Annotated in this window: 14 protein-coding genes; 3 read left to right on the top strand and 11 right to left on the bottom strand. The window is 30.2% G+C overall.

The genetic code is table 11. The features are described 5' to 3' along the window. Positions 1-7 precede the first annotated feature (7 nt). The 7 genes from KQS_RS03255 to KQS_RS03225 all read right to left on the bottom strand — a co-directional run bounded on the left by KQS_RS03255 (position 8) and on the right by KQS_RS03225 (position 8,186). On the bottom strand, positions 8-1,294 hold the full coding sequence (locus KQS_RS03255) for a nucleotide sugar dehydrogenase (protein WP_014387784.1): 1,287 nt from the start codon (positions 1,292-1,294) through the stop codon (positions 8-10). A 1-nt stretch (position 1,295) separates the two neighbouring features. Then, complete coding sequence (locus tag KQS_RS03250; protein ID WP_014387783.1) at positions 1,296-2,684, bottom strand: UDP-glucose 6-dehydrogenase; 1,389 nt, start codon at positions 2,682-2,684, stop codon at positions 1,296-1,298. 1 nt (position 2,685) lies between these two features. Beyond that, positions 2,686-3,672: an SDR family oxidoreductase gene (locus KQS_RS03245; protein ID WP_014387782.1), complete on the bottom strand. Its 987-nt coding sequence runs from the start codon at positions 3,670-3,672 to the stop codon at positions 2,686-2,688. A gap of 1 nt (position 3,673) precedes the next feature. Continuing rightward, positions 3,674-6,145 carry a polysaccharide biosynthesis tyrosine autokinase gene (locus KQS_RS03240; protein WP_014387781.1) on the bottom strand — a complete coding sequence of 824 codons (2,472 nt, stop codon included), beginning with the start codon at positions 6,143-6,145 and terminating at the stop codon, positions 3,674-3,676. Positions 6,146-6,147: 2 nt separating this feature from the next. Next, entirely contained in the window at positions 6,148-6,945 is a 798-nt protein-coding gene (locus tag KQS_RS03235; RefSeq protein ID WP_014387780.1) for a polysaccharide biosynthesis/export family protein, read from the bottom strand. Positions 6,946-6,999: 54 nt separating this feature from the next. Further along, complete coding sequence (gene recR / locus KQS_RS03230; protein WP_014387779.1) at positions 7,000-7,620, bottom strand: recombination mediator RecR; 621 nt, start codon at positions 7,618-7,620, stop codon at positions 7,000-7,002. Positions 7,621-7,691: 71 nt separating this feature from the next. After that, positions 7,692-8,186, bottom strand: coding sequence for a hypothetical protein (locus KQS_RS03225; RefSeq protein WP_014387778.1), 495 nt, complete (start codon positions 8,184-8,186; stop codon positions 7,692-7,694). A gap of 100 nt (positions 8,187-8,286) precedes the next feature. On the opposite strand from KQS_RS03225, the gene KQS_RS03220 reads away from it, so the two are divergent. Then, positions 8,287-9,792: a sodium:solute symporter gene (locus KQS_RS03220; RefSeq protein WP_041251973.1), complete on the top strand. Its 1,506-nt coding sequence runs from the start codon at positions 8,287-8,289 to the stop codon at positions 9,790-9,792. Here the strand turns inward: KQS_RS03220 and KQS_RS03215 are convergent. Beyond that, on the bottom strand, positions 9,779-10,135 hold the full coding sequence (locus KQS_RS03215) for a CoA-binding protein (protein WP_014387776.1): 357 nt from the start codon (positions 10,133-10,135) through the stop codon (positions 9,779-9,781). The two genes, KQS_RS03220 and KQS_RS03215, sit on opposite strands and share 14 nt — an antisense overlap. Before the next feature lie 107 nt (positions 10,136-10,242). Between KQS_RS03215 and KQS_RS03210 the strand changes: the two genes are divergently transcribed. After that, positions 10,243-10,884, top strand: coding sequence for a MarC family NAAT transporter (locus KQS_RS03210; protein WP_014387775.1), 642 nt, complete (start codon positions 10,243-10,245; stop codon positions 10,882-10,884). A gap of 58 nt (positions 10,885-10,942) precedes the next feature. On the opposite strand, the gene ctlX is transcribed toward KQS_RS03210, so the two are convergent. Then, complete coding sequence (ctlX, locus tag KQS_RS03205) at positions 10,943-11,887, bottom strand: citrulline utilization hydrolase CtlX (protein ID WP_041251972.1); 945 nt, start codon at positions 11,885-11,887, stop codon at positions 10,943-10,945. A gap of 15 nt (positions 11,888-11,902) precedes the next feature. After that, complete coding sequence (locus KQS_RS03200; protein WP_014387773.1) at positions 11,903-12,817, bottom strand: dimethylarginine dimethylaminohydrolase family protein; 915 nt, start codon at positions 12,815-12,817, stop codon at positions 11,903-11,905. Positions 12,818-12,969: 152 nt separating this feature from the next. Between KQS_RS03200 and KQS_RS03195 the strand changes: the two genes are divergently transcribed. Further along, on the top strand, positions 12,970-13,419 hold the full coding sequence (locus KQS_RS03195; protein ID WP_014387772.1) for a hypothetical protein: 450 nt from the start codon (positions 12,970-12,972) through the stop codon (positions 13,417-13,419). 28 nt (positions 13,420-13,447) lie between these two features. Here the strand turns inward: KQS_RS03195 and KQS_RS03190 are convergent, their stop codons facing one another. Further along, a complete protein-coding gene (locus KQS_RS03190; protein WP_014387771.1) occupies positions 13,448-14,506 on the bottom strand; it encodes a mannose-1-phosphate guanylyltransferase in 1,059 nt (352 codons plus the stop codon). Between the last annotated feature and the right edge of the window lie 11 nt (positions 14,507-14,517).

The following is a 14,517-nucleotide window of genomic DNA, read 5'->3' as shown; positions in this document are numbered from 1 at the left end:
AAAAAAATTACAATCTTCCGTCTACTTCTGTTTTCAAGAAACCTTTCACATCATAAATCACATTCGTTTCTTTTAAGATACTGGTGGTATCAATCTCTAAAAATTCATTATGAGCCACTCCTAAAATTAATGCATCAAATTTAGATTTTGAATCAAGTTCAGAAGAACAATCAATACCATACTCATGCTTTACTTCTTCTGGTTTTGCCCAAGGGTCATAGATAGTAATATTGATACCGTATTCTTTTAAAGCATGAACGATATCAACAATTTTTGTATTTCGAACATCTGGGCAATTTTCTTTAAAAGTAATTCCTAAAAGCAACACTTCAGCTTTGTGTAAAACAATTTCTTTTTTAATCATTAGCTTTACCACTTCCGAAGCTACGTATTCGCCCATACTGTCATTCATACGACGTCCTGCCAAAATTATTTCAGGATGATATCCTGCTTCCATTGCTTTTTGAGCTAAATAATAAGGATCAACGCCTATACAATGCCCGCCCACCAAACCAGGTTTAAAAGGAAGAAAATTCCATTTTGTTCCTGCGGCTTCTAACACTGCTTGTGTATCAATTTCTAAAATATTAAAAATTTTTGCTAATTCATTAACGAATGCAATATTAATATCGCGTTGTGAATTTTCGATAACTTTTGCAGCTTCTGCTACTTTAATAGATGGTGCTAAATGCGTACCAGCAGTAATTACACTTTTGTATAAAGCATCAACTTTTAATCCAACTTCTGGAGTTGAACCTGCGGTAACTTTCAATATTTTTTCTACAGTATGTTCTTTATCACCTGGATTAATTCTTTCAGGAGAATACCCAGCGAAAAAGTCAACATTAAACTTTAATCCTGATAATTTTTCTAAAACAGGCACACATTCCTCTTCTGTAACACCAGGATAAACGGTTGATTCGTAAATAACTGTATCTCCTTTTTTCAACACTTTTGCAACAGTTTCACTTGCTTTGTAAAGTGGCGTTAAATCGGGTTTATTATGTTTGTCAACTGGCGTTGGAACTGTTACAATATAATAATTACAATCGGCAATATCTTCTAAATTATCAGAACAATACAAATAATTAGTTGTTAGAGTTGAATTATGAGTTTTCAAAACTGATTGTAACAATTCCTGATCTACTTCTAAAGTTAAATCAATACCTTGATTTAATTCCGAAATTCTTTGTTTGTTAATATCAAATCCGATAACAGGATACTTAGTAGCAAATAATCTTGCTAATGGTAACCCCACATAACCTAATCCGATGATTGCAATTTTAATTTTCATATTATTTTCCAATACCTTGATATACAAATCCAATTTTTTCTAATTCCTCTCCATTTAAAATATTTCTACCGTCAAAAATGAAAGCTGGTTTCAACATCGAATCGTATATTTTTTGCCAATCATAGGTTTTAAATTCATCCCATTCTGTTAGTACTGCAATAGCATGGGCATTATTACAAGCATTATAAGCATTATCAAATACTTGAACACCTTTTTTATTTTCTTCTTCTGTTCTTGTATTTAGATAATTTAAATCGAATTGAATTTGACTTTCTCCTACTTTTGGATCAAAAACGGCAATATTTGCTTGTTCGTTTAATAAATCGTCTGCAACATAAATTGCAGCAGATTCACGCGTATCATTAGTATCTTTTTTGAAAGCCCAACCTAAAAAAGCGATTTTTTTTCCAGACACAGTGTTATACAAAGTACTAACAATTTTTTTTGCAAATCGTCTTTTTTGATGATCGTTCATGACAATAACTTGTTCCCAATAATCAGCAACTTCATTTAAACCATAGGATTTTGCTATATAAACTAAGTTTAGTATATCTTTTTGAAAACAAGAACCACCAAAACCTACAGAAGCTTTTAAAAATTTAGGTCCAATTCTACTATCCAATCCAATGGCTTTAGAAACTTCATTTACGTTTGCTCCTGTCTTTTCACACAATTCACTCATGGCATTGATAGAAGAAACTCGTTGTGCCAAAAAAGCATTAGCAGTTAATTTAGACAGTTCTGATGACCAAACATTTGTTGTTAAGATATTGGCCGGATTTACCCAATTAGCGTAAACATCAACTAACTGTTGAATTGCTTTTTGTCCTTCAGGTGTAGTATCACCCCCAATTAAAACTCTATCAGGTGCAAACAAATCTTCAATTGCAGTACCTTCAGCTAAAAACTCTGGATTTGATAAAATTTGGAAATTTACACCATTACCTGTATTATCTAAAATATCTTTAATTGCACTTGCGGTACGTACCGGCAAAGTAGATTTTTCAACTACAATTTTATCTGTTTTAGCTATACGAGCAATTTGACGTGCACATAATTCGATGTATTTCAAATCAGCCGCCATACCTTTTCCAACGCCATACGTTTTAGTTGGAGTATTAACAGAGATAAAAATCATTTCAGCTTCATCAATTGCTTTATCAACATCTGTAGAAAAAAACAAATTTCTTCCTCTAGCTTCAGCAACAACTGCATCTAAACCTGGTTCATAAACAGGTAATAAACTCAAGTCTGAATGATTCCAAGCGTTAATTCTATCTTGATTTAAATCGACAACCGTAACCTTAATATGCGGACATTTTTGGGCAATTACTGCCATTGTTGGGCCACCAACATAACCTGCTCCGATACAACAAATATTTTTAATCATTTTATTTTAAATTTTCCCAATACCATTTAATTGCTTCTTTTAATCCTTCTTTAACAGAATACTTAGGTTGGTATCCTAATAATTCTTTCCCTTTGGAAATATCTGCTAATGAATGAGGAATATCCCCACTTCTGTTGGGACCATAAGCAACCGAAATTTGTTCAATTTCAGGATCAAATTGTATTAAATTTTCTTTTATATATTGAATTAATTCATTTAGAGTTGTTCGCTCTCCAAAAGCAGTATTATAAACTTGATTAATTGCGTTTGGATTTTGAGTTTGCAAAGCTAATTCATTCATTTGAATTACATTATCAATGTATGTAAAATCTCTTGAAAAATTTCCATCTCCATTAATAATAGGACTTTCATGATTAATGAATAATGAAATAAACTTTGGTATTACCGCTGCGTAAGCACCATTTGGATTTTGGTTTCTACCAAATACATTAAAATAGCGCAATCCAATAGTTTCCATTCCATACGTTTTACTAAATACATCAGCATATAATTCGTTAACGTATTTTGTAATAGCATAAGGAGATAATGGTTTACCTATAACATTTTCTATTTTGGGTAATTTTTCTGAATCCCCATAAGTAGAAGAACTTGCTGCATACACAAATCTTTTTACTTTAGCATCTCTTGAAGCAACAAGCATGTTTAGAAAACCAGAAATATTTACATCGTTAGAAGTAATAGGGTCATTAATAGACCGAGGCACACTTCCTAAAGCTGCTTGATGCAATACATAATCTACATTTTCAACTGCTTTTTGACAAGTTTCAAAATTACGTATATCTCCTTCAATCAATTTAAAATTTGAATTCTTTAAAAAAGGTTCAATATTATTTTTAAATCCCGTTGAAAAATTATCTAAACAAATAATTTGATTTTGATTATTTAAAAAATAGTCACACAAATTAGAACCGATGAAACCAGCGCCACCAGTGATTAGAATTTTTTTATTTTTAATATTTTGTACCAAATTATGCTTTCTTTGAACCTTTAAACAAACTCATTACTCGTTCTTTCATTGTTTTAGGTCTTCTATCTTCTTCGTAATAAGTCCCATAACCGTAGCCATATGCGCCATAGCCGTAGCCATAGCCGTAGCCATAACCATATTTTGCTTTATTTTGGAAACCATTAAAAATTATACTAATATTTTTTAATTCGCCTCTCAAATGTTTCTCGTTAACTACAGACAGCATTCCTTTATTTGTATACGCTTGTCGAACCACATATAATGTTGCATCGGCATAATGTGATAATTCCAATGCATCAGACACCAAACCAACTGGAGGAGTATCTAAAATAATATATTCATATTTAGTTTTTAGTTCTTCAATTAATTCTCCCATTGCCTCACTCATTAATAATTCAGAAGGATTTGGAGGAATTGGTCCTGAGGTAATTAAATCTAAATGCGGTATATGAGAATTATAGATTATTTCATCTACTGTTTTTTGTCCGACTAAATAATTTACAACACCAAATGAATTGTCAATTTTAAAATCACCAAAAATTTTCGGCTTTCTCAAATCCAATCCAACAATTACTGTTTTCTTTTCACTCAAAGCAAAAACAGTGGCTAAATTAATAGAACAAAAAGATTTCCCTTCACCACTGATCGATGAGGTTAACATAAGAATTTTAGTGCCTTCAACATTTTGCTTTTTAGACAAAAATTGCAATGAAGAACGAATAGCTCTAAAAGATTCTGCCAATGGTGATTTAGGTTTTTCAAATACTGATAAATTGTTTTCAGTATTCTTTTTACCAACTACACCAATAATAGGTATCTTAGTTAAATTTAGAATATCTTGAGTTGTATTGATATTATTATCTGCAAGAATTATAATTAACACGTATAAAAATGGCAAAAAGAACCCAACGATTATTGCTAAAACATAATTAATTGAGCGTTTTGGTCCTTTAAAACCGCCACCAACATCTTTTGCAGAATCAATAAAATCGATATCTGAAATATTAGCTGCTTTTACAATATCAGCTTCGTTTCTTCTCTCTAAAAGTGTACTAAATATTTTTTCTTTTAAATCGTATTTTCGTGTGATATTAATTAAATCTTGCTGTTGTTCAGGCAACATTCTAATAGAACCTTCAGCTTCATTTATCCTTCCATTAACTGCTCTTAAATCTATTGCTAAAGCACTTTTAAAACTTTCAATATTATTCAAAAGAACTCTTTTTATAGATTCCATTTGAACATCAAGATCAGCATAAAGTTTTGGATTTTTATAACTAAAAGACTTATCTGAACGCTCAATTGACAATTGAATCAATTTACTTACATTAGCAATAATATTTGGATCATCAATACCAGCTACTGCAGGAGCAGGTAATTTAGCATATTCAGTATTTTTCTCTAGATACGTTTTTAAATGATTACAGTAAGCTAGTTTTCTTTTAATATTTTCTTGCTCTATATCTAAACTTGAAATTTCATCTGAAATTTTTTCGCCGCCAGATTCTAATTCATATACATTTATATTTTTTTTGAATCTTTTGAGATCGGCTTCTGAAGCTTTTAATTGCCCCTCCATTACCTGTAATGTACTGTCAATAAAGTTTATTGTGTTAACTGCAAATAAATTTTTACTTCTTAATTCATTTTCTTTTAACAATTCAACTGTCGTATTTAAGTATTCTACTAACCTTGCTTTGTTTGACCCTTGTAATTCTAACTTTATTACCGAAAGCGCTTTAGTATCCGCATCTACATAAATAGAGCGATACCCAGCAACTGTTCCATTGAAGTCATCAAATCGCAGATAATTTTCTTGTCCTGGAGTTACTGGAATTTCAGAATTTAAATCGAATTGACCTTTAAAGAAAGGGAGATCAACTACCTCATTAAATCTAAATTTTCTTTTAAAAATTTTAGCCGGAGCTTTTATTGAAGAAATAGAATTGTCGAAATAATGATACAACATAACATCTGTTTTTCCATCAAAATCAACTTCCATTTCAAATTCTCTACTAGAAAGAGGAATAATTTTTATTAAATGACCTGCAATTTGGCCTCTCTTTTTATCGATAGTTACTTTATAGGGTAAAGTTCCATAAACATCTTCAAAAAAGTAGTCGCCTTTTTTTAGATATTTAATGTAATACTGCAACCTATCTACTACATGCTCGTTATGAGTTCTGGATTTTAAGGTCGTGATTATCGTTTGAACCTTATCTGAAGTTCCTCCCCAATTAAATATTAAACTGGTATTGTTGGTAAATAATGGATTGTTTTCTTCTTTAACAACAATAGAAGATTCCATTCCGTAAATACTTTCTTTTCTAATATTAACTTGATAAGCCCAAATTAAAGCGATAGAAATAGAAATGAAAAACAATTTCCAATACCCTAATAACTTAACAAAAAAGGCCTTGGGATCAAAACTAGACTGATAATTTAATATCTTAATATCTTTAGCATCAAACATTTCTATAAACTTTTAATAAGTAAATAAGTAGTCGTAATTACTCCAAATAATGACAAAACAGTTGTTAATGTTTGAAGACCATTCGTACCAACACCTACATTCTTTTGCTTCAAAGGCTTTACATAAATAAAGTCGTTGGGTTTTATATAAAAATAAGGTGAATTAATTACTTTAGCATCGTTCAAATTAAGAGTTTCAGACTGATAGCCCCCTGGTATTTTTCGCATAATCATTACGTTTCTCTTATCGCCTGTATCTTTAATATCTCCTGCGTTTGCAAGTGCCTCTAAAATAGTTACTTTATCTTGATAAATAATTTTCGTTCCAGTATTTGAAACTTCGCCATTTACTGTATATCTAATACCTGCGATTTTTACCGTTACGTATGGATTGGTTTCTTTATATAAATATTCCTGAACTAACTTAGTTTCAATTAATTTCGAAATTTCATCAATGGTTTGGCCTTGAACATTTAAGTTGCCAATTATAGGGATACGAATATTACCATAATCATCAACTTGATAACCTTCAAAATAATTCATTTGCTCACTTACCGTTGACTGACTTTCATTTTGAGATTTATTAAAAATACTTACCAAATTTTGGTCTAATGCTTTGATTTTTATAATTAAAATATCATTTACTTGAACCCTGTAAGGTTTATAGGCTTCAGCATTTATTTCAATTTCAGACACTTTGTCTTTATTTTTTTCCAAATACAAAGTATCTCTGTAGGGAACACAAGATGTAAGGAACTGAAAAACAACGAATATAAACAATATCTTTTTTAATAGTTTCATTTCAAAAATTGTATAAGTTTACAAATATACTTTTTCCAAGTTAATTTAAAAAAATTACATTGATTTTATTGAAGATTCAAAAGGAATTCGATGCATTAAACTTCTTCCTAAAGTAACCTCATCAGCATATTCTAATTCATCTCCAACAGAAATACCACGAGCTATAGTGGAAATTTTCACATTTAACTCTTTGATCTGTTTGTAAATATAAAAATTAGTCGTATCGCCTTCCATTGTGGAACTTAAAGCAAAAATCAATTCATCTACCAACTCATTTTTTACTTTATCAATCAATGAAGCAATATTTAATTGGCTAGGCCCAATGCCATCAATTGGAGAAATTTTTCCTCCCAGAACATGATAAACTCCTTTAAAAATATTTGTATTTTCGATAGCCATGACATCTCTCACGTCTTCCACCACACAAATTATTCTTTTGTCTCTGGTTTCATTATTACAAATTTCACATATTTCAACATCAGAAATATTATGACATGATTTGCAATAAATGATTTCATTTCTCATTCGCAATAATGCTTCTGTTAAGTGTAGTGTTTGTTCAGAAGGTTGTTTAAGTAAATGTAAAACCAAACGCAAAGCAGTTCTTTTACCAATACCTGGCAACATTGCTATTTCATTCACTGCATTTTCAAGTAATTTTGACGAAAATTCCATGTGACAAATGTACTAAAAAAGTAAAACCTACCTGCAAAAACAGATAGGTTTAAAATTAAGAATTCATTAATTTATTGAACAATTTTAGCTGATAATATCGCTTTTCTTGCTTCTTTACTAAATTTTTCTTTTGCTGATAACTCATACATAGATGTAATCATTATACAAGTATCTTCCGTTGCTTTTTTTACTAAAATTTCCATAAAAATTTCTTTACCTGTATCGTCAGTCATTATACCCGTAAAATAAATCACTTTAGTTCCTGCTTCTTCAAACTCCCCTTTTTTAGTATTTTTTAAGTCTTCTGGTTGTGATTCGCTATCTAATTCTGCTTTCATTTCTGAGTACTTTTGTGGCACTTCCATAGCCATAATAACTGCTTTAGGCGTATCTGAATAATACATATTCCCTTCATTCATGGGATATAAACTTTTATTGAATTTCATATCGATAGCAACCTGAGTCATTTCTTCTTCAACAGCATCATCTTCTTGAGCAAAAACAGCAGTAGTAAAGAATATAAACGATACAAAAAGTAACATTTTTTGCTTTAATAATTTTTTCATAATTAAGATTTTTGTTTTTTACATTATTTATTTGACCAAAAGTAATTAAATATATTTACCAATTACATTATTCTTCTATTTTTGTAAAAAAAATAATTTTATGCAACCAAGTACTATACTATTGTTCTTTATATCTTACTTTATCGTATTGTTTTTTTTATCTTATTTTATGAGTAAAAAAGACGGCGGAAGTAATGATGCTTTTTTTAAAGCCAACAAACAATCACCATGGTATTTGGTTGCATTTGGTATGATTGGAACTGCACTTTCTGGAGTAACATTCATCTCTGTTCCGGGAGAAGTTGGTGCTGAAGCTGGTCAACAATTTAAGTATTTTCAATTTGTTATTGGAAATGCAATTGGTTTTATTATAGTGGCTACAGTTCTTTTACCCTTATATTATAGAATGAACTTAACTTCAATTTATGGTTACATTGAACAAAGGTTAGGTTATTATAGCTACAAAACAGCTTCTTTTATATTTTTACTCAGTAGAACTATCGGTTCCGCTTTTCGTTTGTATTTAGTTGTAATTGTTTTGCAACATTTTGTGTTTGATTTTTTTAATATCCCTTTTGCTTTTACAGTTCTATTAAGTCTTGGTTTAATTTTCGCTTACACTTATAAAGGTGGATTAAAAACGATTATTGTTACAGACACCTTACAGACATTTTTCTTAGTTGGTTCCGTATTTTTTACTATTTATTTTATTTGTAACAATTTAGATTTGGGTATTGTTGAAGCTTTTGAAACAGTAAAAAACAGCAATTACTCAAAAATATTTTTCTTTGATGATTTTATTACTAACAAATTTCACTTTGTTAAACAACTCTTAGGCGGAATGTTTGTAACCATAACGATGGTTGGACTGGATCAGGATTTGATGCAAAAGAATTTAAGTTGTAAAAACATTAAAGAAGCTCAAAAAAACATGTTTACTTTCACAGGGATATTTGTTGTAATTAATTTGTTTTTCTTGAGTGTTGGTGCATTACTTTATATATACGCTAACAAATATGGGATAGAGATACCAACTGAATTAGTTAACGGAAAAACCATCACAAGAACCGATTATTTATTCCCTGAAATTGCTTTTAACCATTTTTCAATTATACCGGCAGTTGTTTTTTTACTAGGTTTAACTGCTGCAACTTTTGCTACAACAGATTCGGCACTAACTGCATTAACGACTTCTTTTTGCATTGACTTTTTGGGAATGGAGAAAAAAGAAGAAACCAAGCATACGGTAAGAACTAGACATATGGTTCATTTGGCTTTTTCCTTCATCATGTTTTTAGTTATAATCCTTTTTAAAGCAATAAATGACCAATCTGTTGTCACTATGATTTTTGTTTTAGCCAGTTATACTTATGGGCCTTTATTGGGATTATTTGCTTTTGGATTATTTATGAAAAGCAAAAATGTAAATGATAAATTTGTACCTTATATTTGTTTAATTTCTCCGTTATTAACTTTTATAATTAGTAAAAACTCAAGTCTGTTATTTGGAAATTATGTGTTTGACAATGAACTAATTATTTTAAATGGATTGATTACATTTATTGGACTTTTAGTCATTAGTAAATCAAAAACTAATATTGGTTAGTCGCCAAAAGTACTAAAGTACATGCCACTTCGTATTGGATATTATTTTTCTCCAAAATAGAATAAAATTCAGGATTTTCAGTACCTGGATTAAAAATTACTCTCCTAGGATGTAATGAAACTATATACTCATAATATTCTTGTTGAACTTTTGGATTAATATACAAGGTAACAGTATCAATACCTTTAAATGGCAGTTTTTCTGTTTCAATTATCACATCTAAAGCCATTCCAGGTTTCACGCCAATTGCTACAACTTGATGACTTTTATCTACCAAACTATGAATGGCTTTATAAGCATAACGTTCTTTATTTGTGGTTGCTCCTATAACTAATGTTTTCATCTTAAAATATGTTTCTTTAAAATTACTAAATCTTTTTTAATTTACATTTATTTAATTCTAATTTAAATTTTATCTTTGGATTACTAGATACTTTTACATCAAAAACAATGGATATTTTTATTTATTTAGCCGTAGCCTTATTTTCTGTTTTGAACCCTATTGGAACCATTCCTATTTTTGTTGGACTTACTCAAGGATATACCAAAAATGAAAGAAGTAGTGTTGCACTAACCGCTTCAATTAATGTTTGTATTATATTATTAATTTCTTTTTTTGTTGGTCAATATGTTTTAACTTTTTTTGGAATTACAATAACAGCTTTGAGAATAGCTGGTGGAATTATTATAACGAATTCTGGATTTTCGTTATTAAATGGAAAATTTAGTAAAAACAAAGGAATTAATAAAAAAGTAGAAAAAGAGATTCAAGAAAGGCAACATATTGCACTAACTCCTTTAGCTATGCCAATGCTTGCTGGTCCGGGTTCAATTTCATTATTAATTGCATATTACAAAGAATTAGAAACAACCGATAACGCTATTACTACTGTAGAAATTTTAAGTGCAGTTGGAGCAATGCTGGCAGTTGCATTATTAATATTCATTATATTGAGAAGTGCCCATTACTTAGCCAATATTTTAGGGTCATCGGGAATTGTAGCAATTTCCAGAATTATAGGATTCTTAACCATAGCCATTGGAATTCAATACATAATTAGTGCTATTCTTTCAATCGTTAGAGGAATTTAATTTCCTGTAAATAAAAAAAATCCCAATTTCTAAATATGAACTTGGGATTTTTATTTTTTTATTCATTATCGGCAGTAGGTAAAAAGACTTCAGCCATCATACAACGAGCGCTTCCTCCTCCACAAGCTTCAATGATATCCAAACTAGCATGTAAAATTTCGCAATGCTTTTCAATTTTCACAATCTGCTCCTTCGTTAAAGCCTGATAAGCCGAATTGCTCATTACCAAATATCGCTTATCTTCTGCTCCACGAACTTGCAACATATTACCTGCAAAGTTATTCACTTGATCTTCTGTTATTAAAATAATTTCTTTGCCGTCTGATTTTAGATTTTCCAATACCATCTTTCGCTCTTGTTTATCATCTATACAATCTGCGCAAATAACAGCGAAAGTTTCCGCAATACACATCATTACATTTGTATGATAAATATGCTTTCTTTCTCCATTTACTGTTTGAAAAGCTTCAAAGATTACGGGGCTCATATCGAAATCTTCGCAAAATTCAATAAACAATTCTTCGTCGGCTCTTGGCGATAATGCGCAATAAGCTTTATTATTTTCTCTATCCAAAATAATACTTCCAGTACCTTCTAAGAAAATATTATCTTCTTCGGCTGAAGTATAATCCATAATTTCAGAAATTTCAAAACCTGCATCTTCAAGAATATCTAACACATCTTCTCTTCGTTCTAATCTTCTATTTTCAGCAAACATTGGATATAAAACGACATCACCAGTTTCATGAAATGAAATCCAATTATTTGGGAAGACACTATCAGGTGTGTCAGGTACTTTTGTATCTTGAACCACAACTACATTGATTCCAACGCTTTTTAACTTTTCTACAAATGCGTCAAATTCTTGTTGCGCTTTAAAATTAACGGTTTCAGGAGTCAAATTATCCAATACCTTTTGGTAATAATTATTCACTGCTGTTTGTTCATTCATCCTAAAAGCAATAGGACGAATCATTAATATGGTATTTGTTGTCTGTCTCATTTTAATCAAGTTAATTTAATCTCTTATCAAAGGCAATGTTGAACATCGTAACAAACCTTCTTGTTTTGCAATTTCTGCATAAGGAATTTCTTCCACAGTAAACCCTTGTTCTCTTAACCAAGTATTTAATCTTGTAAAGTTTTTTTCTGAAACAACTACATCTGGTGCGATAGAAAACACATTAGAATTCATATGATACATTTCTTCACGTTCAATATGAAATAAATTTTCTTTACCAAATAAGTTCACTAGAAACATATAATCAGCTTCTTCACGGAATCCACTTTTATAAATTATCCCTTTATTTGTCCCTACTGGTTGAAAACAACAATCTAAATGTAAAGCGTTATCTCTAGGTTCTATTTTAGATTTCACTAAATCAAACTCCTTTACAATTTTATTTGGGAACAATTCTTTTATAAAGTTAACTCCATCCATATTTGTTCTTGCCGTGATATAATCTTTGTAATCAGACCCTTTATAAGTACCTATAAAAATATAATCATTCCACGGCATAACATCGCCTCCTTCAATATGTACATTATCTGGTGGTCGAACTACTTTATTAGGATCAATCTGATCAATAACATATTGTATAGCTTCTAATTCTCTCTCTCGATCAGGAAGGATATTCGCTTTTATAAAAATATCATCAATTACAAATCCAATGTCTCTAGAAAATATTTGATTATAATTCTCTATAATTTCAGGACGATACACTTGTACATCATATTTTTGAAATACCTGATTAAAAGCTTCCATTTCTTTAACCATATCAGCTTCTACAGGATACGTTCCTGCTTTAATATGTTCTAAAGATTTTGGGTCATACGCTTCTTCAATTTTAGGAGTAGGTCCATTATTGATTGCCGTTCCTAATATTACTGCTCTTAATCTTGAGGTTTCGTTTTTTACATTTAACTGTAACATAAAGTTAGTTTTTGGCAAATATAAATAAATGATGTGAAAAGAAAATATTTAAAATTTTATCATTTAATCATTTATTAATAGAAATAAACAATTTTTAATCTTATATTTTCTTAAATTTGATAAAAAATCAATAACAATTAAACAATTAAATTATGGGATTATCAAATTTTTTTAGTTCATTATTTGGAAAGGCAAAAAAAACTGCCGAAACGGCATCAGAAAATGTAGCTGAATTTGCTGACCAAGCAATGGATAAAGCAACAGAAGTTGTAGCAGAAGTTAAAGAAAAAGTTGAGGATGTTGTTGAAACTGCATCTGCAAAATTAGAAGAAATGCACGTTTCGGAAAAAGTTAGTCAATTTGTTGATAATGCAAAAGATAAAGTTTCAGAAGCTACAGATTGGGTTGAGGAAAAAGCGCATGTGGCAAAAGAAAAATTAGGAGAAGTTGTTGAAACCGTAGAAGCGAAAATTGATGAATTAAAAGAAGACAAAAAAGAAGAAGCGAAACAAGTTGTCAATGAAGCTGAAGCAACCGCAGAAAACATTGAAAACAAGACAAACAATATTGTAGATTCAAATGAAGAATCAGTTAATGAATAAAAAAATGCGGTTTTAAAACCGCATTTTTTTATTTGTTTATTTTTTCAACAATTTTCTTAATGTCTTGCTCTTTTTCTTTTGGATAAATTAACAGCACATCATCCTTATCGACAATAATAAAATTGGAAACTCCGTCAATAACGACTAATTTTTTACCTGATGTTCTAATGATATTATCCGAAGCATTTTCTAAAACAACAGTTGCATTTACAACGGCATTGTTATTGGCATCTTTATCTAATTTTTCATGCAAAGAGCCCCAAGTTCCTAGATCATTCCAATCAAAAGTAGCTGGCAACACAAATACATTATTGGCTTTTTCTAAAATAGCATAATCTACAGAGATATTCTCTGCATGTGAATAATTATCAATGATAAACTGTTTTTCATCTGAAGTATTAAGAAATGAATATCCAGATTGAAACAAATTAAACATTTCAGAATTAAACATTTCATACGCTTTCAAAATTGCATTTACATTCCATACAAAAATACCTGCATTCCATAAAAAATTTCTACTTTGAATAAATTTTCTAGCTGTAGCGTAATCCGGTTTTTCTCTAAATTGCACGACTTGTTTAATAGGTCGAACATCTAATTTATCATATTCAATATAACCATATCCTGTATTAGGAAATGTTGGTAAAATTCCAATAGTCATTAATGAATCTTTCTGCTCACAATATTGAAAAGAACGCTCCAAATTTGCCACAAACTGCACTTCGTCTTCTATCCAATGATCACTTGGAGCAACTACCATAATGGCATTAGGATTCATTTTTTTAATTTTTAATGATGCATATAAAATACACGGAGCTGTATTACGCATTACAGGCTCCAGAACAATTTGTTCAGGTTTAATAAATGGCAATTGTTCTAATGTAATTTCACTATAACGCTCATTTGTTAAAATTAAAATATTTTCTTGAGGAACAATTTGAGTTAAACGACTCACTGTTTTTTGAATTAATGTTTCACCCGTTCCTAACATATCGTGAAATTGTTTAGGAAAATCGACTGTACTTACTGGCCAAAAACGAGAACCAACTCCTCCAGCCATTACTATAGCGTAATAATTTTTATTCATTCTTTTCGTTT

The organism is Flavobacterium indicum GPTSA100-9 = DSM 17447, from assembly GCF_000455605.1.
GTDB classification, from domain to species: Bacteria; Bacteroidota; Bacteroidia; order Flavobacteriales; family Flavobacteriaceae; genus Flavobacterium; species Flavobacterium indicum.
The sequence above is the reverse complement of the archived record's forward strand: the minus strand, read 5'-3'. Positions and strand labels throughout refer to the sequence as shown.